The organism is Pseudomonas sp. lyk4-R2A-10 (assembly GCF_030209075.1).
Classification (GTDB): Bacteria; Pseudomonadota; Gammaproteobacteria; order Pseudomonadales; family Pseudomonadaceae; genus Aquipseudomonas; species Aquipseudomonas glycinae.
Window position 1 is genome coordinate 66,539 of the sequence record NZ_JARVSR010000001.1, and the last position, 21,787, is coordinate 88,325.

Sequence of the window (21,787 nt, forward strand, 5' to 3'; positions counted from 1 at the left end):
CAGAGCGGGGCTTTTTCGTCAGCGCCGGTATTACTGGGCGGCGATGCTGTAGCCATCAAACGCGGTCTGCTGTTGCAGCGCGGTGATGATGTTCTTGCGGTTGATTGCGTGCTCGGTGCCGGCGTTGTCGACGAAGGTTTCGCCTTCGATTTCCGCCTCGTCGCCTTCGCCGACGAAGGTGAAGCCGAGGAATTCCAGTGCCTCGCGATCCACGCTCAGGCGCGAACGCGGTGTGCGCATTGGCAGGGTCACGCTGATGCCGTCCTTGCTGATGCTGAACACTTCGACGTCTTTCTTGGCGCGTGCGGTCTTGCTCTTGCCGCCGCTCGGGTTGCTGATCGCTTGATGGGTCTGGTTCAGCACCTTGAGTGCCAGGCCATAGACGATTTCCTGGAACGCCGGATCGTCCTTGAAGCTGGACAGGATGCGGCTGATCGGGAACTTGCTGCTGAGGTCTTCGAGGGCGGCGATGTCGGCAGCCTCGGCGTCCTTCAGACGCTTGAGTTCGCCCATCAGCTCGTAAGCCTGGTCGTCATCGAAGCGGTCGTGGGCCTGACGGATCGCGGCGCGCAGTTCGCGGATCTGATCGCTCTCGCGGCTCGACTGGAACGCGTCCAGCACCATCTCGCTGATGATCTTCGCCTGTGGGATGTGTTGTGAAAGATTGATGGAGTTTTCGTATTCCGCTTTGGACGACAGAGTGACTACGGATTCAGCGGTGTTGAAATCGGACATTGAAATTTCACTACTTTTTTAACTTGAGATGAGACGAGAAAGCGCTGGGGGCTTTTTCAGGCCGACTAATTTAGGGGAGCGCGACGGCGTTGTCACGGAACAAGGGGCCGGTGGTGCCGATTATTTATCCGGATGATTTGTGATGAGCAACCAGACACCGCGCGTGCCTTGTCTCATTCATTGGCGACAGCGTTCTCGGGTAGTCGCCGGGACGTCAGGTCACGCAACGTCCAGTAGAGCTTCAGAGAACGGGTGCTGATCAGGCCGCACATGAAACCCGCAATGCCGGACTTGAGCAGCAGCATGTCCGGGGACGCGGAACGCTCCGGATTCACGTCATGCTGGTAACCGAAGTAGTAGTTCGCGGAAAAGAACATCAGGTACATGATCAGGATTTTTACCGTGCCCGGCATGATCAGCCCTGTCGCAGAGTCGTCGAGCACCACGCCCCGCCGAGAGAACACCAGCCATGCCGAGAGACCGCCCAGCAACAGCGCGGCGAGCCAGGTGCTGAAAAACAAGACCGGGTTGATCGACAGGTTCAGGGAATACAGCGACCACGCCAGAAACGCCGGGGGTGTTATCAGCATCGAGGCACGGCTCTCTCGGCGGGGAGAGAACGCCTTGATGCCGAAATAAACCAGCAGGAGAAAAATCAGGTAAACCCGTATCGGGGTGTTTTGCAGAATCGTGAGCATTGCGCAGCATCCATGCTGGAAAGAGAGAGACGAGCATAGCCGTTGCCGAGTTCAAGGCAAACGCATCTGCCTGTTGGGCTAGTTGATCACGGCTGCATCGACGTGGGTGACGGGAGGGCCCGACTGGAAAAAATCACCGCGAATATCGCGCTCGACACTGGTGATGAACACATAGTCCGGTTGAAACCGTTCAACGAGGGCGACAAGTGCTTCGGGTTTGAGCAGCAAGTAATACACATGCAGCGTCTCGGTGAAGGTCGCGGTCATCAAGGGAGTCATGGCTGTGCCAAACGAATCACGTAGCCAAAGCACTTTTTTCGAGTTCAAGGCTTGCGGGGAACTGACCAGAAGGGGCGACGCCGGGGATGCGATACCGATGTTCTGACCGGAGAAGGTCATTTCACCGGAGTTGAAGTCATGGTGTTCGACCGGCAGCGAGTACTCGTCGGGGAAGTTGAGTAGGACTTCATTGTCGCTCAGCGACTCCTGGATCCGTAGAAAGTGCGCGAGGTCGCCGCCAGCGCGCTTGTGAGTGGTCAGGGTCAGGGGTTCCCGGGCCTGTGGCCAGGTCAGCCGAGCCTGGGTTTTATCCAGGCTCTTGCGTAATTCATCGAAGGCTATCCAGGCTCCGGCGTTGTTCCAGTGCGTGTCGGTCTGGTAGTAGAGCGGATGAGCGAACTGTAGTTTGGCTTGTACCACCGCCTTTGTGGGGTCGACATAAATATTGCCCCGGGCGTGGCGCAGTAGCACGTCGGTTGGTCTGGGGCTTGTGTGTGACGACCATTCCGGAAGGTATTCCGGATATACGGAGTCTTTGTCCGGGCCTATGACAATGCGAAAGGCAGTTACGCCTTTGCTGCTTAGCCACTGATCCCAGGACTCCATGGATCGGGCGACGCTTTCGATGATTTGCGTTTCTTTCTGGTCAACACCTGCGCGTTTTACAGAAATCTTGTCGGCATATTCATCGCCGAGAAACAGCCAGCCTTCCTTTCCGATGATGACCTTGCCCGGATGAATCGATATCCCCATGGGATAGATCAGTTTGCTGATGAGTCCATGAAACAGGTCCATGTTGTACAGCACCTTGGCCTTCCACCATTTCACGTCGCTCTGTGTCGTAAACACCTGGTACAGATTGACGGTCGGAACAGTGCACATGATCAATGCAGTCAGGGTGAGTGCCGCATATAACTGTCTTTTCACAGGCGAGCCCCTAGAAGTTGAAGTAGAGGAAAACGGGGCTTTTGCTTTGCACGCTGGCGTACAGCGAAAGACAAAACAGCGTGGACATGGCGAGCGTCTTCGCCTTGCCAAAATCAGTGTGAGCGGTGAGTTCGAAAGCGTTTTTACAGCGGATGATCAACAGCGCGACGGCAATCATCAATGTCGGAGCAAGATTGGCTGTCAGGCCTGTGGGAAGGGTCTCGAGCAAGCGATCGGATAGCGTCCCTCCCCAGGCAAGGTTGGCAGTCGGGACGGTGTTTACGGAGAGCTGATCGATAGAGTCGAAATCAATCATCCCGTGCAATATGCGCAGTGCGTCGTCAACGGAATCGGCTCTGAAAAACACCCATGTGATGTTCACGAACATGAACGTGACGAACCATCCGACAGGGTCGGGCAGCGACAGGCCCACTTGTTTCCAGATCCGGTGCATGACAATGGCGCCGCCATGCAATGCCCCCCAGATGATGAACATCCAGCTCGCACCATGCCAGAGCCCGCCGAGAACGAAAGTCACCATCAGATTGAAATACAAGCGCTGCCGGCCGCACCGGTTACCGCCCAGCGGTACGTATAGGTAGTCGCGAAGATAACGGCTCAACGTCATGTGCCAGCGCCGCCAGAAGTCCTGGATGTCCAGCGCCTTGTAAGGTGAGTTGAAGTTCAGCGGCAGCCATATGTTGAACAGCAACGCGGCGCCTATTGCCATGTCGCAGTAACCGCTGAAGTCGAAGTAGAGCTGAAAGGTGTAGGAAAGACTGGTCGTCCACGCGCTGAAAAAATCATGACTGACACCCTGAGCGAATCCGGCATCCGCCCAAATGGCAAAGGTGTCGGCAATCATCACTTTCTTGAACAGACCGATGCTGAAAATGAACAGGCCCATGACCACGTTTCTGTGGCGAATGACGAGCGTCCAGCGTGACTGGAACTGACTCATCATTTCTTTATGGTGAAGAATCGGCCCGGCGATCAGGTGAGGGAAGAACGTTACGAACAGCGCATAGTTGACGAAGCTGTACTCTTTCGCGAGGTTCTTGTAGCAGTCCACCAGAAAGGCGATTTGCGTAAACGTGTAGAAGCTGATGCCCAGAGGCAAAATGACCTGGTAGAAAAACAACTCGGTTCCGAGCACCGAGTTGATGTTGTTGACCAGGAAATTGGTGTATTTGAAATACCCGAGCAAGGCCAGGTCAGTGACTATTCCAATGCCCAGAATGGCCCTTTTCGACAGGCCTGACGGCAGGGTGTTGTCGGGGGCGGCGAGGGCTTTTCCGACTATGAAGTTGAAGCCGATGGAGAACATGAGCAAGGGAATGTAAGCGACGCTCCAGCGCCCATAGAAAATCAGACTGGCAATGACAAGCCAGACTTTTCCAGCTGTGACCAGCCGCTGACGATTCAGGAAGAAGTACACAAAAAAGACAATGGGCAGGTAGATCAGGAAGAACTTGGGTGAGCTGAAGGTCATGAGGGGCCTTGAATGCGTCCGCGCTTTCAGAAGTCGGCGGATTGTATTCAGGCTCGATGAGTGTGCGAATGCCGAAAATGCAGGTCGAGACGGTTCCTACGGACATCTCGGAAATGGCATTCAAGGTTGTTGAATAATTGAACAAGCGCAATGAACGATCAGTGTTTAAGCGTCGATTGTGCAGGCTATTTCAGCTGTAAACGCTCCATCGCGATCACCGACGTTTCAAACCCCAGGCTGGCAAAAAACGCCTCCGCACCTTCGCGCCCGGCACGCAAAACCCAGGTAATGTCGCTGTTATCCCCCATCACATGTTCGACCAGCGCCCGCCCGATGCCCGCGCGCCGATGTTGCCCGTCGACCACCACCATCGACAGGTAACCGTTGGACAAACCATCGGTGATGCCACGGGCGAAACCGACAATTTGCTGGCCGCTCAGTGCCACGGCGGTGCGCTGAGAGTTCTGAACAAGCTGTGCGAAATGTTCGGCGGTACCGGTGCGATGAGCCCAGCCGTGCCGCTCAAGAAACTGCCTTGCCGCCTCCACTTCCGTGGGCAGGAGGTCGCGTATTGAAATGTCTTTGTTCATTCCTTGATCCCGTCCCTGGTGTATTTCCAACAGTAGTCGCGTTGCTTACGGTCTGCCCCACATCTGCAGGGCGAACTCGACGAAGCGACGCAGTTTAGGCAGCCGATAGCGATCCGGCGCATAGAGCAGATGCATCGGGCGGTTCGGCGGCTGGTAGTCAGGCATCACGACGACCAGCCTGCCATCGCGCAGGTCCTGTTCCACCAGCGCATCCGGCAGCATCACGATGCCCATACCGGTGCGTGCAGCCTGATGCAGACCGGCGGAGCTGTTGATCAGCATCGGACCTTTGACGTCGACCATGATTTCGCCGTCCGGGCCGCTGAGGCGCCACTGTTTTTCCACCGATTGCCAGTCATCGCCAGCGGGGTAGGCGAAGGACAGGCAATCGTGCTGACGCAGTTCCTCAGGGGTGAGCGGCATGCCGCGTCGGGCCACGTACTCCGGGGAGGCGCAGACCGTCAGGGTGTAGTCGATCAGGGGGCGGGCGATCAGGTTGGACTGGTCGAAGTGGCCCAGTCGGAAGGCCACGTCGAGACCGCTTTCCAGCAGATCCGGTCGGCGGTTGGTCAGGATCACGTCGAGTTTGACCTGCGGACATTGCAGGGAAAACTCACTGAGTGCCGGGGCCAGGCGTTCGACACCAAAGGTCAGCGGCGCGGTCACCCGCAGGATGCCGCGCGGTTCATCCAGCGTCTGCTCGGCGAGGCGTTCGGAGTCGGCGACCAGGCCAAGTACTTCCAGACAGCGCTGGTAGTAAACGCTGCCGAACTCGGTCATCCGCTGGCGGCGGGTGGTGCGTTGCAACAGTTGCACGCCGAGCCGTTGCTCCAGCGCCCGCAGGTGATTGCCCACCATGGTCGTGGACATTTCGCACTGCAGCGCGGCCGCCGTCATGCTGCCGGACTCCACAACCTTGACGTACACGCTCATCGACTGGAACAGATCCATTATCAAGCCCGGCTTTTAAATGATTGAAGTTTTGCCGAGTTTATCCAGTTCAGGTGGATAACCATACTGCCAGCACCTCTCACCTCGCTGGAGTTTGCCGACATGACCGCCGCCCTGATGAACACCTATCAACCGCTGGACTTGAGCTTCATCAAAGGCCTGGGCACCCGACTCTGGGATCTGTCGGGCCGCGAGTATCTGGACGCGGTGGCGGGCGTGGCGGTGACCAATGTCGGCCACTCGCACCCACGCATCGTGTCGGCGATCAGCGAGCAGGCGGGATTGCTGCTGCACACCTCCAACCTCTACAGCATCGACTGGCAACAGTCGCTGGCGCGGAAGCTGACGCAGCTGGCGGGGATGGAGCGGGCGTTCTTCAACAACTCCGGTGCCGAGGCCAATGAAACCGCGCTAAAACTGGCGCGTCTGTACGGCTGGCACAAAGGCATCGAGCAGCCGCTGGTGGTGGTGATGGCCAACGCGTTTCATGGCCGTACCCTTGGCACCTTGTCCGCCAGCGATGGCCCGGCGGTGCGCCTGGGTTTCAATGAGTTGCCCGGGGATTTTGTCAAGGTGCCGTTCGGCGATCTTGAGGCGCTGGAGCAAGTGCAGCGCAAGCATGGCCAGCGGATCGTGGCGATTCTGGTCGAGCCGATCCAGGGTGAAAGCGGCGTGCAACTGGCGCCTCCCGGCTACCTCAAGGCCCTGCGTGAATTGTGCAACCGCCACGCCTGGCTGTTGATGCTCGACGAAATTCAGACCGGCATCGGTCGCACCGGTCGCTGGTTCGCGTTTCAGCACGAAGGCATCGTTCCCGACGTCATGACCCTCGCCAAGGGCCTGGGTAATGGCGTGCCGATCGGTGCCTGCCTGGCACGGGGCCGGGCGGCCGATCTGTTCACCCCCGGCAGCCATGGCAGCACCTTCGGCGGCAATCCACTGGCGTGCCGGGTGGGTTGCACCGTGCTCGAGATCATCGAAGAACAGGGCCTGCTGGAAAATGCCAGGGTCCAGGGCGAGCGCCTGCTGACCCGCCTGCGTGCAGAGCTGGCGGACAATCCGAATGTGCTGGCGATTCGTGGGCAAGGGCTGATGATCGGCATCGAACTCAAGCAGCCGATCCGCGACCTGACACTGATTGCGGCACGGGATCATGGACTGCTGATCAACGTCACGCGCGGCAAGACGATCCGGCTGCTGCCGCCGCTGACGATTGATGAGCGGGAGGTGGGGATGATTGTCAGAGGTGTTGGCCGTTCCCTGAGCCATGTCTCATCCCTCGGTCAGTAGTGAAATCTGCAAGTTATGACGCAGATTTCGCCGTCTACGATCGCATAGACCAAGCGATGCTCGGCAGTTATCCGCCGTGACCAGAAGCCGCTCATGTTGTGCTTGAGCGGCTCCGGTTTGCCCAAGCCTTCAAAGGGTTGGCGCTGGATCGCTTTGATCAAAAGATTGATTCGTTTGAGACCGGCCTTATCGTTTTGTTGAAACCATAAGTAGTCTTCCCAGCCCGTTGGCGTGAACTGGATTTTCATTCTTCAATCAGTTGCCTGACTTTGGCTTTTCCAGCGCGCATTTCGCCAATTGATTTGATCAAGCGCTCGGCATTGGCCGGAGAACGCAGCAGATAAGCCGTTTCTTCCAGCGCGTTGTATTCGGCCAGAGACATCATCACTACAGGCTCGCCTTTTTGTCGGGTTACCAGAAGCGGGGCGCAGTCTTCATTCACGCGATCCATGGTTTCAGCCAAGTGCGCACGAGCTGTGGTGTAGTTGATAGTGTCCATGTTGTAGTCCTCGCTTGATGCAAAGAACGTACAGAAATGAGTACAGGATGACAAGGCGATACCTATCATTGGTTGTGCCACAGACGGGCTGCCTGCGGTGTGCTGAGTATCACCGAAGTCTCGTCGAGACGTTTCTGGGTCTTTTGTAAGCTGATTCCGACGCGCCTGCCATCCCTCTCACTCTCTACGTGAGATTTTTCTAATCAGGGTAGTCCGACAAATCCGGCGCCAGCATCCGGGTCTTCGGTGCGCCGTTCGCGTTGTGCTGGATGATGTCGCTCGGCTGTCCCTGATGATTGAAAAATACCTGGCCGATCCCCGCCGAATTCCACAGTCGCTCACCCGCTTCTGCGTGTTCCGGCACGTACGGGACGATGCGCATGCGGCGGCGTTTGGTCAGCCAGTTGAGCGGCGAGCGTGGTGAGTAGAGCCAGCGGTTGAGACGGTCGAACCATTCCAACAGGGTCGGGGGAAATTCGTTCTTGATGCCGCTGCTGGTGATTTGCCAGATGCGCGGGCCGGCCTTGCGGTGTCGGATCAAGACTTCGTAGACGAAGGAATAATGCACGTCGCCTGACAGCACCACGTAGCTGCCCGGTGTACGCGAGTGTCGGAAAATGTTCAGGATCACCTGGGCGGCGCCGCGATGGGCCATCCAGTTTTCTGCGTCCACCAGCAGTGGATAACCGCACCAGCTGAATACTCGCTGCACGGTTTCGATCAGCTTCACGCCGAAGATCGGTGCCGGCGAAACGATGATCGCCGAAGGATGGTCGAGCAGTTCCTGCTGCAGTTCGCTCAAGGCTTCCCAGTCCAGCAGGCCCGACGGCTGCTTGAGTGCCATTTCGCTGCGCCAGCGTCGGGTGCGGGTATCGAGCACCACCAGCGCCGGGCTGGTCGGCAATACGAAATGCCATTGCTGAAAGCGCAGCAATTCCTCAATCAATTCGTCCTGCACGGGAGCGTCGAGGTAGCGGTCGTCACCGTTGGCGCTCAGGCCGCGGGTTTTCTCCAGCACTGCGCTGAATGCATCCGGATTGTTGCCCCAACCCTGACACAGCATGTAGGCGATCAGCGCGTTGCCGATGATGCGTTTGGAGAACGGGTGGCCGTAGGCCGTTTCCTCCCATTGCGCGGAGAGGTTCCAGTCATCGGTGATGTCGTGGTCATCGAAGATCATCAGGCTCGGCAGATGCGCCAGTGCCCGGGCCACCTGGCCGAGGCCGGCCTTGAACCCGTCGATGCGGGTCTGTTCAAGGGCATAGCGCTTGAGGCGTTCAGGCGTCAGTGCCGGTGGCTGCGGATTGACCAGTGTCCAGGGTGTTGGCGACCACACCAGCAAATACATCGCCATGACTTCGGCAAACGTCACGAGGTGATTGTCGGCGCTGCTGCTGGTGAAAATCGGCTTGCGCGCACCGCCGAAGAAACGCTCGCGCAGTGTCTCGTTGCTTTCCAGTGCCGGCAGCAAATCCGCGCGATGGTAGTAACTGGCCGGGTGTTCGTAGAGTTTCGCGCTGTCGCTGACTACTGCGCCTTCGAGGTGTTCACCGAACAGACCGAGGCGCTCGATCAAGGCATGAATCGCCCGCAACATCGGACCGGCCACATCGTCGGCGTAAACCTGATCACCGCTCATCATCAACAGGGCGGGACGTTGCTGCGGATCGGTTTCGGCGGCCAGCAACCGGTCAACACAGAGCAAACCGTCGGCGGCCGGATGATGGGGCTTGCGGCAGGAACCGTGGAGCAACTGGTCGATGCGCGAGCGCAGGACGAAGTTCGGGCCGGTGGCGTCGTCGTAGAGCAGGTGCGGCGCCCAGTCGGCGATCGGCTGCTTGCCATCGATCAACAGGTCGTAGTCGATGCGGGTGTCGCAGGGCAGGGCGGTTTCGAGGGGGACATCGATGAGGTGAACAAACGCCCGGGTACCTACCGGAATGACCGTGCATTTCCCGGCATCCAGTGAAATGTCTCCTACGCCTTGCAGGCGCAAGGTCAACGACAGTTCGCGGCTGCCCACCAGCCAAAGCACTAAGCGCGTCGGTTGCATTCGGCGCAGCAGTGGCCCGGCCAGAACAGCGGGCAACGGGCTCAGGTCATCAGGTGTCGGAGGCATCGGGGGAAAAGCTCAAGGCGCACAGGCCGGCGATGATAGCGCAGCCGGCGCCTCGAACCCTTAAACCAGGCTTAAGAGCCCGTTTTTTCCAGCTTCAGCGCCAACAGGCGCCATTCGGCAGGTGTCGCGTCGACGCTTGGCTGTTCCTGTACGGAGCAGTCGAAGCGGTACGTCACATCGTCGCCATTCATGTTCCGCGCGGTGACGGTGTTGCTGAAGGTGTAGACCTGATCCTTGAAGCGTTGCGGCGTCAGGCTTTTGCTGTCGGCAAACCGGGCAGATGCGGGGAAGCGCAATGTGCTGGTCACGAACGGGCTGCACATGACATACGCGAGCATCGATTTGTCGCCCTGGGCGTCGGCGCGCAGTTTTTTGCTCAGCGCCGTCAGGGCCTTGCGCCCCTCATCGTCACTCTGGTCGATCACGGTTTGCACCGACATCGTCTTCGGCGCCCGACTGGCGTAGTTCGGCAGCAACGCGGAATCCGCTGGAGAGGGCTTGTTGTCCGGCACGATAGCGGCAAACACCGGCGCATCTTTCAGCGCAGCAGGGCTCGCAACCGCCTCGGCTTCCGGCAGCAACGAGGTCGGCTTGGCTTCCCGCTGCGCCACGACGTTTTCAGTCTGCGCGGCTTCGTAGCGATGCGCCGACGGGAACAGTGAAAAAGTGATCGCCAGCACCACCATCGAAACAATGAAACCGCCCGCGACACCGACCAGGTTGGCGTAAAACAGATTCCAGCTGCCGCGGTTTTTCACCACCCAGCGCCACATGAAACCCCAGGCCGCGACAAATGCCAGAAAACGCAGAAACTCCATTCGATCCTTTCCTTAATCCTGCAAAAAAACTGAAATCAGTGCGTCGCGCAGATTGACTACTGACGATGGACGGCAAGATAACAAAATAGTAGCTTCGCGCCACTTTCCTGATTCCTGTAATGGACTACTCATGTCAAAAGTCGCCCCTGTTTTGCGTCTGCTATGTGCAATCACTTTCGCCAGCGCCATGACCCCGGCATTCGCCGCCTGGAAAGAGCACCCGGAAAACAGCTGGAAGTATTACCTCGCCAACTGTCAGCGCATGCAGGAAAAAATGGCCGACGTCCAAAGCGGTCGCGTGCCCGGTGCCTTTGAGGTGATGGGCGATCTGGAGAACAGTCAGGGGAGCATGAATGAGCACCGCCCAAATCTGCCTCCCCAATACCTTGCCTCCGGGGAATTCGCTCAATGCGAAAACGTGGCGGCCGAGGCCGATGCGATGATTGCCCGTGGCAAAGCCGAGTTCGCCGACAGAATGAACCAGGCCGCCGAGCAAGGCCGCATTGCCCACCAGAACTCCCCCGAATACCAACGCGCCCGTTCACTCGGCTACAGCGATGTCGGCGAAATCTCCTTCCTCAAACTTCACGAAGACATGGACGGCGCAGCGCGCCTGAAAACCATGCTGATTACCGTCGATGAAGTCTGCGGCCAATACTTTCGCGCCACGCAGTATGTGAAGCCGTATGTGATCTACACCGTTCGGCCGTCGGATGGCGGGTGTGGTGAGGAAAAGCGCGTGGCGATCGTCGGTGGCAGGTCGGTGGAGAAGGGCGATTACATCGATGAGCGGGGCGAGTTTCAGTATGTGGGCTGGAAGAAAATTGTCGGTGCCGACGGATTTGCGACGGATATTCGGGTGTTGAAGGCTCGGCGCTGACTGCAAAACAGCCGCGCCGTCCACTCAGGTGTGGGGGAAAAAATTCACCGCCAGAAACACCAGGGTCGCCATGCCGGCGGCCAAGCCACACACCGCGCCGAGCAACTGACGTGCAACCGGATGTTCGGGTTGACGGCGATTGGCAATCCACAGCCATACCCCCGCCAGAACGCCCGCGCTGGTGATGAACACCACCAGACTGCGATTCAGGTTGGGTGTCGCCATCGACGTACCAATGACTGCGTCGTAAATCAGCGTGAACACAATGCCGGTAACCACGCCACTTCCGGCGCCGGCAAGGTTGGCCAGCAACAGGTTCCACTCACCCCGTTGCTTCACCACCCAGAGCCAGGTTCCAGCCATCACCAGCAAACACAACACAGCATCCATTTTGGTTTATTCCCGAGTGCGCGATAACAGAGGCGGTTGACAGGCCTCTGGCGATTGGACGGCAAGATATCAAAATAGAAGCTTTGCGCCACTTTCTTCATCTGCGTAGCTTAAAGAATGTCCTTCAAATAACCCTTGAGCGCGAGGAGCGGCTGATCCAGCTGCTCCAGCGACTGCGCCTGACTGAAGTCGGTCGACAACTTGTGCAGTTCGCGCCCCAACGGTTTCTCGACGCCACCCAACGCATCCATCGCCAGCGCCAGGCACTCGTTCATCTTGAACTGGATCGTCTCGACATCACCCCGGCGCACCAGCAGTTCGAACACGTCTTTCTGATAGTCGCCCATGACCATGTCATCGCGCAGGATCGGGCTCAGGCCTTCTTCCTCGTACGCGAGTTTGAGGGAGAACAGGGCGACGGTTTCCAGTGACGTTTCCATGTTGTGAACCTGTGTGAGATTTCGCCGGAGGGCCGGCGACACTTTCCGACAGACGAAAAAAAAGGCCTTGCTAAGCAAGACCTTTTCTAATTTTGGTGCCCCGAGGGAGACTCGAACTCCCACTCCTTTCGAAAACGGATTTTGAATCCGCCGCGTCTACCAATTCCGCCATCAGGGCTCAATGGCGGCGAAGTATAGAGAGGTGCCTACCGTTGGTCAATCACGTTTCATGGTCAATTTTCGATATTTCCGCTAGACTTTCCGGCCCTGCTAGACGAACCCCATCATGCGCGTTGCTGACTTTACCTTCGAGCTTCCTGATTCGCTGATTGCCCGCCATCCTTTGGCCGAGCGTCGCGGTAGTCGCCTGTTGACCCTGGATGGGGTCAGCGGCGCCCTGGCACACCGTCAATTCACTGATCTGCTGGAGCATTTGCGCCCCGGCGATCTGATGGTGTTCAACAATACCCGGGTGATTCCGGCGCGGCTTTTCGGGCAGAAGGCGTCCGGCGGCAAGCTGGAAATCCTCATCGAACGCGTGCTCGACACCCACCGCGTGCTGGCTCATGTGCGTTCCAGCAAGTCGCCGAAACCGGGCTCGAAGATCCTGATCGACGGCGGCGGCGAAGCCGAGATGCTGGCGCGTCACGATGCGCTGTTCGAGCTGGGATTTGCCGAAGAAGTGCTGCCGCTGCTTGATCGCGTCGGGCACATGCCGTTGCCTCCTTATATAGATCGCCCGGACGAAGGTTCGGATCGCGAGCGCTATCAGACCGTGTATGCCGAGAAGCTCGGCGCGGTGGCGGCGCCGACCGCCGGGCTGCATTTCGATCAGACGCTGATGGAAGCGATCGCCGCCAAGGGCGTCGAGACTGCGTTCGTCACGCTGCACGTCGGCGCCGGCACGTTTCAGCCAGTGCGCGTCGAGAAGATCGAAGATCACCACATGCACTCCGAGTGGCTGGAAGTCGGTCAGGATGTGGTCGATGCCGTCGCCGCTTGCCGTGAGCGTGGCGGTCGCGTCATCGCTGTCGGCACCACCAGCGTGCGTTCGCTGGAAAGCGCCGCCCGCGATGGCGTACTCAAACCGTTCAGCGGCGACACCGACATCTTTATCTACCCGGGCCGGCCGTTCCATGTGGTCGACGCTCTGGTCACCAATTTCCATTTGCCCGAGTCCACGCTGTTGATGCTGGTTTCGGCGTTCGCCGGTTATCCGGAAACCATGGCCGCCTACAAAGCCGCCGTGGACAACGGATACCGCTTTTTCAGCTACGGTGATGCGATGTTCATCACCCGTAATCCCGCGCCGCGCGGCCCAGAGGAAACAGTATGAGTCGCACCTGTCGTATGTCGTTCGAGCTGCTTGCCACCGATGGCAAGGCCCGTCGTGGTCGTCTGACCTTCCCCCGTGGCACCGTCGAGACCCCGGCGTTCATGCCGGTGGGCACCTACGGCACGGTCAAGGGCATGTTGCCGCGTGACATCGTCGCCACGGGCGCGGAGATCATTCTGGGCAACACCTTCCACCTGTGGCTGCGCCCGGGTACCGAAGTGATCAAGGAGCACGGCGACCTGCACGATTTCATGCAGTGGAAAGGCCCGATCCTGACCGACTCCGGCGGTTTCCAGGTGTTCAGCCTTGGCGCCATGCGCAAGATCAAGGAGGAAGGCGTGACCTTCGCCTCCCCGGTCGACGGCTCGAAAGTGTTCATGGGCCCGGAAGAGTCGATGCAGGTCCAGCGCGACCTGGGCTCGGACATCGTGATGATCTTCGACGAATGCACCCCGTATCCGGCTGACGAAGACGTGGCCCGTGTGTCCATGGAACTGTCGCTGCGCTGGGCCCAGCGTTCGAAGAATGCCCATGGCGACAACACGGCGGCACTGTTCGGCATCGTTCAGGGCGGCATGCACCAGGACCTGCGCATGCGCTCGCTGGAAGGCCTGGACAAGATCGGTTTCGACGGCCTGGCCATCGGCGGTCTGTCGGTGGGCGAGCCCAAGCACGAAATGATCAAGGTGCTGGACTACCTGCCGGGCATGATGCCGGCTGACAAACCTCGTTACCTTATGGGCGTTGGCAAACCGGAAGATCTGGTTGAGGGTGTGCGCCGCGGTGTGGACATGTTCGATTGCGTGATGCCAACCCGTAATGCCCGCAATGGGCATCTGTTCATTGATACAGGCGTGCTGAAGATCCGTAACGCGTTCCATCGCCATGATGATTCGCCGCTGGATCCGACCTGCGATTGCTATACCTGCCAGAACTTCTCCCGCGCTTATCTGCATCATCTGGACAAGTGCGGCGAAATGCTCGGCAGCATGCTCAATACCATCCACAATTTGCGCCATTATCAGGTGCTGATGGCTGGTTTGCGCGAGGCTATTCAACAGGGTACATTGGCCGCCTTTGTCGATGCCTTCTACGCCAAACGCGGGCTTCCCGTTCCGCCTTTGGACTGAGTTTTCTGACCCCAAGATTCAACATTTGCAACTGGAGTGCTAAATGAGCTTTTTTATCTCTAATGCCATGGCTGACGCGGCTGCACCGGCTGCAGCGCCTATGGGCGGCGGCTTCGAGTGGATTTTCCTGGTCGGCTTCCTGGTCATCTTCTACCTGATGATCTGGCGTCCACAGGCCAAGCGCGCCAAAGAGCAGAAGAACCTGCTGAGCAGCCTGCAGAAGGGCGACGAAGTGGTCACCACCGGCGGCATCGCCGGCAAGATCACCAAAGTGGCCGATGACTTCGTGGTTCTGGAAGTTTCCGACACCGTGGAAATGAAGTTCCAGAAGGGCGCCATCGCCGCCACGCTGCCAAAAGGCACGCTGAAAGCGATCTAAGGTTCCAACTTCTACTCAATCGACGGGGCGCGCAAGGCGCCCCGCGTTCATAACGGGCGGCGTGATGCTGAACAAATATCCTCTGTGGAAATACATTCTGATCCTGGCGGTGCTGGCGATCGGTCTGATTTATTCCGCTCCGAATCTATACCCCGATGACCCGGCCATTCAGATCAGCGGCGCCAGCACGGCTTTGCAGGTCAATCAGGCCGACCTGGATCGCGTGAGCACCGCGCTCAAGGAATCCGGGATCAACGTCAAGGCTTCGAGCCTGGCAGCGAACGGCAAAGGCGGTCTGATCCGTCTGACCAAGGCTGAAGACCAGCTGCCGGCCAAGGACGTTGTCCGCAAGGCATTGGGTGATGACTACGTCGTCGCGCTGAACCTGGCACAAACCACCCCGCAATGGTTGCGCAACCTGGCCGCGCACCCGATGAAGCTGGGGCTGGACTTGTCCGGTGGTGTGCACTTCCTGCTGGAAGTGGACATGGACAAAGCCCTCGACGCCCGCCTGAAAGTCTACGAAGGCGACGTCAAGAGCCTGCTGCGCAAAGAGAAACTGCGTTATCGCAGCCTGCCGCAACTCAATGGCGCCATTCAGCTGGGCTTCAGCGATGCTGATTCCCGCGAACAGGCCCGTGCGCTGATCCGCAAGAATTTCAACGATTTCGACATTGTTCCGGCCGACCTCAACGGTCAACCGGTGCTGCGTCTGGCGATGACCCCGGCCAAGCTGGCGGAAATCCGTGAATACTCCATCAAGCAGAACTTGACCACGGTCCGTAACCGCGTCAACGAGTTGGGTGTAGCCGAACCGATCGTCCAGCGTCAGGGCGCCAACCGTATCGTGGTTGAGCTGCCGGGCGTGCAGGACACTGCCGAAGCCAAGCGTATCCTCGGCAAGACGGCCAACCTGGAATTCCGTCTGGCTGCAGAGCCGGGCGCTTCGAAAGCCACTTCCGAGACCTTCGAGTTCCGTGAAGGCAAGCGTCCTCCTGCGCAGATCGAGCGTGGCCTGATCATCACCGGTGACCAGGTGACTGACGCCAAGGCCGGTTTCGATTCGCAGCACGGTACGCCTGAAGTGAACATCCGCCTGGATGGTCACGGTGGCGATCTGATGAACCGCGCGACCCGCAGCAACGTCGGTCGCAGCATGGCGGTGATCTTCATCGAACAGCGCCCGGTCACGACTTACGTCAAGCAAGTGGTCGACGGCGTCGAAAAAGACGTGCCGGTGCAGACCTTCAAGGAAGAGAAGAAAATCATCAGCCTGGCGACCATTCAGTCGCCGCTGGGTGCGCAGTTCCGTATCACCGGCCTGAACGGCCAGGGCGAGTCGTCCGAACTGGCGCTGTTGCTGCGTGCCGGTGGTCTGGCTGCTCCGATGTACTTTGCTGAAGAACGCACCATCGGCCCGAGCCTGGGTGCGGACAACATCACCAAGGGTATCGATGCTTCGCTGTGGGGCATGCTGTTCGTCTCGCTGTTCATCATCGCCATCTACCGCTTCTTCGGCCTGATCGCCACCGTTGCACTGGCGGTGAACATGGTGTTGCTGCTGGCGCTGATGTCGCTGCTGGGGGCTACGCTGACCCTGCCGGGTATCGCCGGTATCGTGTTGACCATGGGGATGGCGGTCGACGCCAACGTGCTGATCTTCTCGCGGATTCGTGAAGAGATCGCCGCCGGCATGACCGTGCAACGTGCAATCAACGAAGGCTTCGGCCGGGCATTCACTGCGATTCTCGACGCCAACCTGACCACCTTGCTGGTCGGCGGCATCCTGTTCGCCATGGGCACCGGCCCGGTGAAGGGCTTTGCAGTGACCATGTCCCTCGGGATCTTTACCTCGATGTTCACGGCCATCATGGTGACCCGCGCAATGGTCAACCTGATCTTTGGCGGACGTGACTTCAAGAAGTTGTGGATTTAAGGGGCTGCCATGTTACGTACAATCAACTTCATGGGCGTCCGCAACTTTGCGTTCGGCGTCACCGTATTTCTGACCTTGCTGGCAATCTTCAGTGTGTTCCACAAGGGCATGAACTGGGGGCTGGACTTCACCGGTGGTACGCTCATCGAGCTGACCTACGAGCGTCCGGCTGACGTCACCAAGGTGCGCGAGCAACTGGTGACTTCGGGTTACCACGAGGCCGTCGTGCAGAACTTCGGTGCAACCACCGACCTGCTGGTGCGTATGCCGGGTGAAGACCCGCAACTGGGTCATCAGGTTGCAGAAGCGCTGCAAAAGGTCGGCGGCGATAACCCCGCTACCGTCAAGCGTGTCGAGTTCGTCGGCCCGCAGGTCGGTGAAGAGCTGCGTGACCAGGGCGGCCTCGGCATGCTGCTGGCGCTCGGCGGCATCCTGATCTATCTGGCTTTCCGCTTTCAGTGGAAGTTCGCGGTCGGCGCCATCGTATCGCTGATCCACGACGTGATCGTGACCATCGGTATCCTGTCGTTTTTCCAGATCACCTTCGACCTGACGGTGTTGGCGGCGGTGCTGGCGATCATCGGCTACTCGCTCAACGACACCATCGTCGTATTCGACCGGGTGCGTGAGAACTTCCGTGTCCTGCGCAAGGCTTCGCTGATCGAGAACATCAATATCTCGACGACTCAGACCTTGCTGCGGACCATGGCGACGTCGATCTCCACCCTGCTGGCGATCGCGGCGCTGCTGTTCTTTGGTGGCGATAACCTGTTCGGCTTCTCCATCGCCCTGTTTATCGGTGTTCTGGCGGGTACCTACTCGTCGATCTACATCGCGAACGTGGTGTTGATCTGGCTGAACCTGAGCACTGAAGATCTTATTCCACCGGCCAACACCGAGAAGGAAGTCGACGACCGTCCATAACGGCCATCGATTTTCCGGCGGTCAGTCAAAAAAGACGCGAGTTGAACTCGCGTCTTTTTTTTTGCTCCAAGGCTGGGAGAAGCGCGGGCGCGTTCCCGCATGTGATGGTCAGGAGGTTCATGTGAACAAGTCGTTGCTGGTTGGTGCGGTATTGGGTGCTGTCGGTGTAACTGCCGGGGGTGCTGTTGCCACCTACAGCCTGGTTAAAAGCGGCCCTGAGTATGCGCAAGTGCTGGCCGTAGAGCCGGTCAAAACACAGATCAAGACTCCACGTGAAGTGTGCAAGGATGTGACGGTGACCCGGCAGGCACCGGTGAAAGATCAACACCAGATCGCCGGCACCGTGGTCGGTGCGTTGGCGGGTGGTCTGCTGGGTAATCAGATCGGCGGCGGCACCGGCAAGAAGATTGCCACGGTGGCCGGTGCGGTCGGTGGTGGTTACGCCGGCAACAAGGTTCAGGAGGGTATGCAGGAGCGTGATACCTACACCACGACTCAGACTCGCTGCAACACGGTGAATGACATCAGCGACAAGGTCGTGGGCTATGACGTCCGGTATTCGCTGGACGGCAAGGAAGGCAAGGTGCGCATGGATCGTGATCCGGGCAACCAGATCCCGGTCGACAAGGAAGGCAAGCTGATCCTGTCGCAGAACCAGCCAGGCCAGTAATTGGCTGATGGCTTATAGAAAAGGCACCCTTCGGGGTGCTTTTTCATGCCCATAAAAAAACACCCCGAAGGGTGTTTTTTTTGGTTTCGCGAAACGCTTAGCGCTTCAGCGAGGCCGGCAGGTGCGGCTGGATCGCCGTCAGAACGGCCTTGAAGCATTTGGTGTTGCCGGCAACGACGTGGCCTTTTTCAAGGAAGTCGTGACCGCCGGTGAAGTCGCTCACCAGGCCGCCTGCTTCCTGAATCAGCAGGGCGCCAGCGGCCATGTCCCACTCGGACAGACCCGACTCCCAGAACGCGTCGAAACGGCCGGCGGCTACGTAAGCCAGGTCCAGGCTTGCCGAACCGGCGCGGCGGATGCCGGCAGTCTGGCCAACCAGGGCGCGGAACATGCCCAGGTAGTTGTCGAGGTTGTCCATCTGGTCGTCACGGAACGGGAAACCGGTGCCGAGCAGGGCGCCGTCCAGGCTGGTGCGACCGCTGACACGCAGGCGACGACCGTTCAGTTGAGCGCCGCGACCACGGCTGGCGGTGAATTCTTCCTGACGAACCGGATCCAGAACAACGGCGTGTTCCAGGCGACCACGGTATTTGCAGGCAATGCTGACAGCGAAGTGAGGAATGCCGCGCAGGAAGTTGGTGGTGCCGTCCAGTGGATCGATGATCCACAGGTATTCTTCGCCTTCGATGCCGGTGCCGGCATGCAGGCCGGTCTCCTCACCCATGATCGAGTGATTCGGGTAAGCCTTGCGCAGGGCGTCGATGATTTTCTGTTCGGCGGCGCGATCGACCTCGGATACGTAATCCTTGGCGTCTTTTTCGTCGACCTTGATGGTATCCAGGCGCTCGATGGAGCGGAAGATCAGTTCACTGGCGCTGCGGGCGGCGCGCAGCGCGATATTCAGCATGGGCTGCATGGATGTGTCACCTAAGGTTGTTAAAGAAAGCCGCGCATTCTATCAGAACTTTTCTTCAGGTGAAGGTCGCTGTTCGCTTTCATAGCTTAACGGTAGGCTGTTCTGTAAGATTTGCACCCCTTTGCCGAGTCCGAGAGCGCCCGCCGTGCTGCAAAATATTCGTGTCGTCCTGGTCAATACCAGCCATCCGGGAAACATCGGCGGGACCGCGCGCGCCATGAAAAACATGGGCCTGTCGCGTCTGGTGCTGGTTGATCCGCGCGTCTTTCCGCATCACGAAGCCGATGCCCGTGCTTCCGGAGCTGGTGACATCCTTGAAAACGCGCAAGTCGTCGCCACCTTGGAAGACGCCTTGGTCGGTTGCAATCTGGTGCTCGGCACCAGTGCCCGTGACCGGCGCATTCCCTGGCCATTGCTGGATCCGCGCGAGTGCGGGACCAAAGTGGTCGAGGAGGCCGGGCAGGGCGCGGAAATCGCGCTGGTGTTCGGTCGTGAGGATTCCGGCCTGACCAATGACGAGCTGCAGCGATGTCACTATCACGTGCACATCCCCTCTGATCCTGAATTCAGCTCGCTGAACCTCGGGGCGGCGGTGCAGGTGTTGAGTTATGAAGTGCGCATGGCGTGGCTGGCTGCACAAGGCCAGCCGACCAAGATCGAGAAGGAAGAAGTGGCCTCCGTGAAAAGCGCAGAGCTTGCGACCATGGATGAGCTGGAGCGGTTCTATGAACACTTGGAGCAGACCCTGGTGGCCATCGAATTCCTCGATCCGGAAAAGCCGCGGCACTTGATGGCGCGCCTGCGCCGGTTGTATGGACGCAGCTCGGTCAGCCGGGCGGAAATGAATATTTTGCGTGGCATCCTCACGGAAACCCAGAAAGCGGCCCGTGGCGAGCTCCTTAAGCGGAAGGATTAATGATGTTCGAGCGTTTGCGTGAAGATATCCAGAGCGTATTCCACCGAGACCCGGCGGCGCGTAACGCTTTTGAAGTCCTGACCTGCTATCCCGGCATGCATGCGATCTGGATTCATCGACTGGCCGGCATGCTCTGGCGCAACGATCTGAAATGGCTGGCGCGGCTGGTGTCGAACTTCGGTCGCTGGCTGACCGGGATCGAGATCCATCCGGGTGCCAAGGTCGGTCGACGCTTCTTCATCGACCACGGTATGGGCATCGTGATTGGCGAAACCGCTGAAATCGGCGATGACGTGACGATCTATCAGGGCGTGACGCTCGGCGGCACCAGCTGGAACAAGGGCAAGCGTCACCCGACGCTCGGCGATGGCGTGGTGGTGGGAGCGGGCGCGAAGGTGCTCGGTCCGTTCACTGTGGGTGCCGGCGCCAAGGTCGGGTCCAATGCTGTCGTCACCAAAGAAGTGCCACCGGGTGCCACTGTGGTGGGGATTCCGGGCCGGATCATCGTCAAATCCGATGATGAGGCTGACGCCAAGCGCAAGGCGATGGCCGAGAAGATCGGCTTCGATGCCTACGGCGTCAGTGAAGACATGCCCGATCCGGTGGCGCGTGCCATCGGCCAGTTGCTTGATCACCTGCAAGCGGTGGATGGGCGTCTGGAAGGAATGTGCGGCGCGCTGAAGGATCTGGGCAGCAATTACTGTGCGAAAGATCTGCCCGAGCTGCGTGAAGAAGACTTCGCCTGCGTCAAGGGCAAGGACGAATCCAAGCTCCACTGACGCACTTGCAGGGCTGCTGCCGACCGGTGTGCCATTAGGACGCAGACCCTGCTATCATTCGCGCGCTCTTTTGCGGGTAAACCCGACTAAAGCACTAGGTCTTATAGTTGACTTAAATGCTCGGGAATTGCATACTCCTGCCCATTCCGAACTCCGTGGTAATTGTCCATGCGACTGACTACAAAAGGCCGATACGCCGTGACCGCCATGCTTGACCTGGCGTTGCACGCGCAACACGGGCCGGTGTCCCTGGCCGATATCTCCGAGCGCCAAGGCATCTCCCTGTCCTATCTCGAACAGCTTTTCGCCAAGCTGCGCCGCAGTAACCTGGTTTCCAGTGTTCGCGGTCCGGGCGGTGGCTACCAGTTGTCCCGCGACATGCAGGGCATCCAGGTGGCTCAGGTGATCGATGCGGTGAACGAATCGGTCGATGCAACAAAATGCCAGGGCCAGGGCGACTGCCACTCCGGTGACACCTGCCTGACCCATCACCTGTGGTGCGACCTGAGCCTGCAGATTCACGAATTTCTCAGCGGTATCAGCTTGGCCGACCTCGTAACTCGCCGTGAGGTGCAGGAAGTGGCCCAGCGTCAGGATCAGCGTCGTTGCAATGGCAAGGCGCCGCGCCTGGACAAGATTGAAGCGTCCGCCGTCGAATGACAGCCAGAGAGCTAGCGGCACGCCAGCCAGCCT

General features: G+C 58.9%; 24 protein-coding genes and 1 tRNA gene. 11 read left to right on the forward strand and 14 right to left on the reverse strand.

Annotation, left to right across the window (positions count from 1 at the left end; all coding sequences use genetic code 11):
- Positions 1–30: 30 nt before the first annotated feature.
- The 6 genes from QRN46_RS00325 to QRN46_RS00350 all read right to left on the reverse strand — a co-directional run bounded on the left by QRN46_RS00325 (position 31) and on the right by QRN46_RS00350 (position 5,672).
- Positions 31–735 (reverse strand): hypothetical protein, encoded by a 705-nt coding sequence (locus QRN46_RS00325; RefSeq protein WP_011335840.1) that lies wholly within the window; start codon positions 733–735, stop codon positions 31–33.
- 173 nt (positions 736–908) lie between these two features.
- On the reverse strand, positions 909–1,433 hold the full coding sequence (locus QRN46_RS00330; RefSeq protein ID WP_011335839.1) for a DUF6622 family protein: 525 nt from the start codon (positions 1,431–1,433) through the stop codon (positions 909–911).
- Between the two features lie 78 nt (positions 1,434–1,511).
- Complete coding sequence (locus QRN46_RS00335) at positions 1,512–2,639, reverse strand: alginate O-acetyltransferase AlgX-related protein (RefSeq protein ID WP_011335838.1); 1,128 nt, start codon at positions 2,637–2,639, stop codon at positions 1,512–1,514.
- A gap of 10 nt (positions 2,640–2,649) precedes the next feature.
- Positions 2,650–4,131 carry an MBOAT family O-acyltransferase gene (locus QRN46_RS00340; protein WP_011335837.1) on the reverse strand — a complete coding sequence of 494 codons (1,482 nt, stop codon included), beginning with the start codon at positions 4,129–4,131 and terminating at the stop codon, positions 2,650–2,652.
- Positions 4,132–4,316: 185 nt separating this feature from the next.
- Positions 4,317–4,721 carry a GNAT family N-acetyltransferase gene (locus QRN46_RS00345; RefSeq protein WP_285354162.1) on the reverse strand — a complete coding sequence of 135 codons (405 nt, stop codon included), beginning with the start codon at positions 4,719–4,721 and terminating at the stop codon, positions 4,317–4,319.
- A gap of 45 nt (positions 4,722–4,766) precedes the next feature.
- Positions 4,767–5,672, reverse strand: coding sequence for a LysR family transcriptional regulator (locus QRN46_RS00350; RefSeq protein ID WP_285354163.1), 906 nt, complete (start codon positions 5,670–5,672; stop codon positions 4,767–4,769).
- 102 nt (positions 5,673–5,774) lie between these two features.
- On the opposite strand from QRN46_RS00350, the gene QRN46_RS00355 reads away from it, so the two are divergent.
- Positions 5,775–6,962, forward strand: a complete 1,188-nt coding sequence (locus QRN46_RS00355) for an aspartate aminotransferase family protein (protein WP_011335834.1) — start codon at positions 5,775–5,777, stop codon at positions 6,960–6,962.
- Here the strand turns inward: QRN46_RS00355 and QRN46_RS00360 are convergent.
- The 4 genes from QRN46_RS00360 to QRN46_RS00375 all read right to left on the reverse strand — a co-directional run bounded on the left by QRN46_RS00360 (position 6,956) and on the right by QRN46_RS00375 (position 10,398).
- The gene (locus QRN46_RS00360; protein WP_011335833.1) at positions 6,956–7,210 is read right to left on the reverse strand and encodes a Txe/YoeB family addiction module toxin; all 255 of its coding nucleotides are present in this window, start codon (positions 7,208–7,210) and stop codon (positions 6,956–6,958) included. The two genes, QRN46_RS00355 and QRN46_RS00360, sit on opposite strands and share 7 nt — an antisense overlap.
- Positions 7,207–7,461: a type II toxin-antitoxin system Phd/YefM family antitoxin gene (locus QRN46_RS00365; RefSeq protein WP_039765667.1), complete on the reverse strand. Its 255-nt coding sequence runs from the start codon at positions 7,459–7,461 to the stop codon at positions 7,207–7,209. Before QRN46_RS00365 ends, QRN46_RS00360 begins: the two co-directional genes overlap by 4 nt.
- Positions 7,462–7,660: 199 nt before the next feature.
- Entirely contained in the window at positions 7,661–9,580 is a 1,920-nt protein-coding gene (locus QRN46_RS00370) for an alkaline phosphatase D family protein (RefSeq protein WP_285354164.1), read from the reverse strand.
- A 71-nt stretch (positions 9,581–9,651) separates the two neighbouring features.
- Complete coding sequence (locus QRN46_RS00375) at positions 9,652–10,398, reverse strand: hypothetical protein (protein ID WP_285354165.1); 747 nt, start codon at positions 10,396–10,398, stop codon at positions 9,652–9,654.
- A gap of 187 nt (positions 10,399–10,585) precedes the next feature.
- Here QRN46_RS00375 and QRN46_RS00380 point away from each other — a divergent pair, with 187 nt between their 5' ends.
- Positions 10,586–11,278 (forward strand): hypothetical protein, encoded by a 693-nt coding sequence (locus tag QRN46_RS00380; RefSeq protein WP_260411586.1) that lies wholly within the window; start codon positions 10,586–10,588, stop codon positions 11,276–11,278.
- Between the two features lie 24 nt (positions 11,279–11,302).
- On the opposite strand, the gene QRN46_RS00385 is transcribed toward QRN46_RS00380, so the two are convergent.
- The 3 genes from QRN46_RS00385 to QRN46_RS00395 all read right to left on the reverse strand — a co-directional run bounded on the left by QRN46_RS00385 (position 11,303) and on the right by QRN46_RS00395 (position 12,286).
- The gene (locus tag QRN46_RS00385; RefSeq protein WP_221615270.1) at positions 11,303–11,668 is read right to left on the reverse strand and encodes a hypothetical protein; all 366 of its coding nucleotides are present in this window, start codon (positions 11,666–11,668) and stop codon (positions 11,303–11,305) included.
- 110 nt (positions 11,669–11,778) lie between these two features.
- Complete coding sequence (locus tag QRN46_RS00390; protein ID WP_007956700.1) at positions 11,779–12,108, reverse strand: hypothetical protein; 330 nt, start codon at positions 12,106–12,108, stop codon at positions 11,779–11,781.
- A gap of 93 nt (positions 12,109–12,201) precedes the next feature.
- Positions 12,202–12,286 (reverse strand) — tRNA-Leu (locus tag QRN46_RS00395).
- Between the two features lie 108 nt (positions 12,287–12,394).
- Between QRN46_RS00395 and queA the strand changes: the two genes are divergently transcribed.
- From queA to QRN46_RS00425, 6 genes are all read left to right on the forward strand, one after another.
- The gene (queA, locus tag QRN46_RS00400; RefSeq protein WP_085610925.1) at positions 12,395–13,444 is read left to right on the forward strand and encodes a tRNA preQ1(34) S-adenosylmethionine ribosyltransferase-isomerase QueA; all 1,050 of its coding nucleotides are present in this window, start codon (positions 12,395–12,397) and stop codon (positions 13,442–13,444) included.
- Between the two features lie 14 nt (positions 13,445–13,458).
- A complete protein-coding gene (gene tgt, locus QRN46_RS00405) occupies positions 13,459–14,574 on the forward strand; it encodes a tRNA guanosine(34) transglycosylase Tgt (protein ID WP_161794909.1) in 1,116 nt (371 codons plus the stop codon).
- A gap of 43 nt (positions 14,575–14,617) precedes the next feature.
- A complete protein-coding gene (gene yajC / locus QRN46_RS00410; RefSeq protein WP_007956696.1) occupies positions 14,618–14,953 on the forward strand; it encodes a preprotein translocase subunit YajC in 336 nt (111 codons plus the stop codon).
- A gap of 64 nt (positions 14,954–15,017) precedes the next feature.
- Positions 15,018–16,889, forward strand: coding sequence for a protein translocase subunit SecD (secD, locus tag QRN46_RS00415; protein WP_011335820.1), 1,872 nt, complete (start codon positions 15,018–15,020; stop codon positions 16,887–16,889).
- A 9-nt stretch (positions 16,890–16,898) separates the two neighbouring features.
- Entirely contained in the window at positions 16,899–17,813 is a 915-nt protein-coding gene (gene secF, locus QRN46_RS00420; RefSeq protein WP_064383915.1) for a protein translocase subunit SecF, read from the forward strand.
- A gap of 121 nt (positions 17,814–17,934) precedes the next feature.
- Complete coding sequence (locus QRN46_RS00425) at positions 17,935–18,483, forward strand: glycine zipper 2TM domain-containing protein (RefSeq protein WP_011335818.1); 549 nt, start codon at positions 17,935–17,937, stop codon at positions 18,481–18,483.
- A gap of 97 nt (positions 18,484–18,580) precedes the next feature.
- Here QRN46_RS00425 and suhB read toward each other — a convergent pair whose 3' ends face one another.
- On the reverse strand, positions 18,581–19,399 hold the full coding sequence (gene suhB / locus QRN46_RS00430) for a type III secretion system regulator SuhB (RefSeq protein WP_007941397.1): 819 nt from the start codon (positions 19,397–19,399) through the stop codon (positions 18,581–18,583).
- Between the two features lie 145 nt (positions 19,400–19,544).
- Between suhB and trmJ the strand changes: the two genes are divergently transcribed.
- The 3 genes from trmJ (at position 19,545) to iscR (ending at position 21,754) form a co-directional block, all read left to right on the forward strand.
- Complete coding sequence (gene trmJ / locus QRN46_RS00435; RefSeq protein ID WP_007956692.1) at positions 19,545–20,315, forward strand: tRNA (cytosine(32)/uridine(32)-2'-O)-methyltransferase TrmJ; 771 nt, start codon at positions 19,545–19,547, stop codon at positions 20,313–20,315.
- 2 nt (positions 20,316–20,317) lie between these two features.
- Positions 20,318–21,094 carry a serine O-acetyltransferase gene (gene cysE / locus QRN46_RS00440; protein ID WP_007956691.1) on the forward strand — a complete coding sequence of 259 codons (777 nt, stop codon included), beginning with the start codon at positions 20,318–20,320 and terminating at the stop codon, positions 21,092–21,094.
- 168 nt (positions 21,095–21,262) lie between these two features.
- Complete coding sequence (gene iscR / locus QRN46_RS00445) at positions 21,263–21,754, forward strand: Fe-S cluster assembly transcriptional regulator IscR (protein ID WP_007956690.1); 492 nt, start codon at positions 21,263–21,265, stop codon at positions 21,752–21,754.
- Positions 21,755–21,787 lie beyond the last annotated feature (33 nt).

Excerpts from the sequence above, each read along its gene's own strand:
- QRN46_RS00340 (WP_011335837.1), bottom strand. The coding sequence starts at position 4,131 with ATGACCTTCAGCTCACCCAAGTTCTTCCTGATCTACCTGCCCATTGTC.
- QRN46_RS00350 (WP_285354163.1), bottom strand. The coding sequence starts at position 5,672 with ATGGATCTGTTCCAGTCGATGAGCGTGTACGTCAAGGTTGTGGAGTCC.
- QRN46_RS00360 (WP_011335833.1), bottom strand. The coding sequence starts at position 7,210 with ATGAAAATCCAGTTCACGCCAACGGGCTGGGAAGACTACTTATGGTTT.
- QRN46_RS00325 (WP_011335840.1), bottom strand. The coding sequence starts at position 735 with ATGTCCGATTTCAACACCGCTGAATCCGTAGTCACTCTGTCGTCCAAA.
- secD (WP_011335820.1), top strand. The coding sequence starts at position 15,018 with ATGCTGAACAAATATCCTCTGTGGAAATACATTCTGATCCTGGCGGTG.
- queA (WP_085610925.1), top strand. The coding sequence starts at position 12,395 with ATGCGCGTTGCTGACTTTACCTTCGAGCTTCCTGATTCGCTGATTGCC.
- suhB (WP_007941397.1), bottom strand. The coding sequence starts at position 19,399 with ATGCAGCCCATGCTGAATATCGCGCTGCGCGCCGCCCGCAGCGCCAGT.
- QRN46_RS00370 (WP_285354164.1), bottom strand. The coding sequence starts at position 9,580 with ATGCCTCCGACACCTGATGACCTGAGCCCGTTGCCCGCTGTTCTGGCC.
- QRN46_RS00330 (WP_011335839.1), bottom strand. The coding sequence starts at position 1,433 with ATGCTCACGATTCTGCAAAACACCCCGATACGGGTTTACCTGATTTTT.
- yajC (WP_007956696.1), top strand. The coding sequence starts at position 14,618 with ATGAGCTTTTTTATCTCTAATGCCATGGCTGACGCGGCTGCACCGGCT.
- iscR (WP_007956690.1), top strand. The coding sequence starts at position 21,263 with ATGCGACTGACTACAAAAGGCCGATACGCCGTGACCGCCATGCTTGAC.
- QRN46_RS00390 (WP_007956700.1), bottom strand. The coding sequence starts at position 12,108 with ATGGAAACGTCACTGGAAACCGTCGCCCTGTTCTCCCTCAAACTCGCG.
- QRN46_RS00375 (WP_285354165.1), bottom strand. The coding sequence starts at position 10,398 with ATGGAGTTTCTGCGTTTTCTGGCATTTGTCGCGGCCTGGGGTTTCATG.
- QRN46_RS00345 (WP_285354162.1), bottom strand. The coding sequence starts at position 4,721 with ATGAACAAAGACATTTCAATACGCGACCTCCTGCCCACGGAAGTGGAG.
- tgt (WP_161794909.1), top strand. The coding sequence starts at position 13,459 with ATGTCGTTCGAGCTGCTTGCCACCGATGGCAAGGCCCGTCGTGGTCGT.
- QRN46_RS00365 (WP_039765667.1), bottom strand. The coding sequence starts at position 7,461 with ATGGACACTATCAACTACACCACAGCTCGTGCGCACTTGGCTGAAACC.
- QRN46_RS00380 (WP_260411586.1), top strand. The coding sequence starts at position 10,586 with ATGACCCCGGCATTCGCCGCCTGGAAAGAGCACCCGGAAAACAGCTGG.
- QRN46_RS00385 (WP_221615270.1), bottom strand. The coding sequence starts at position 11,668 with ATGGATGCTGTGTTGTGTTTGCTGGTGATGGCTGGAACCTGGCTCTGG.
- cysE (WP_007956691.1), top strand. The coding sequence starts at position 20,318 with ATGTTCGAGCGTTTGCGTGAAGATATCCAGAGCGTATTCCACCGAGAC.
- QRN46_RS00355 (WP_011335834.1), top strand. The coding sequence starts at position 5,775 with ATGACCGCCGCCCTGATGAACACCTATCAACCGCTGGACTTGAGCTTC.
- secF (WP_064383915.1), top strand. The coding sequence starts at position 16,899 with ATGTTACGTACAATCAACTTCATGGGCGTCCGCAACTTTGCGTTCGGC.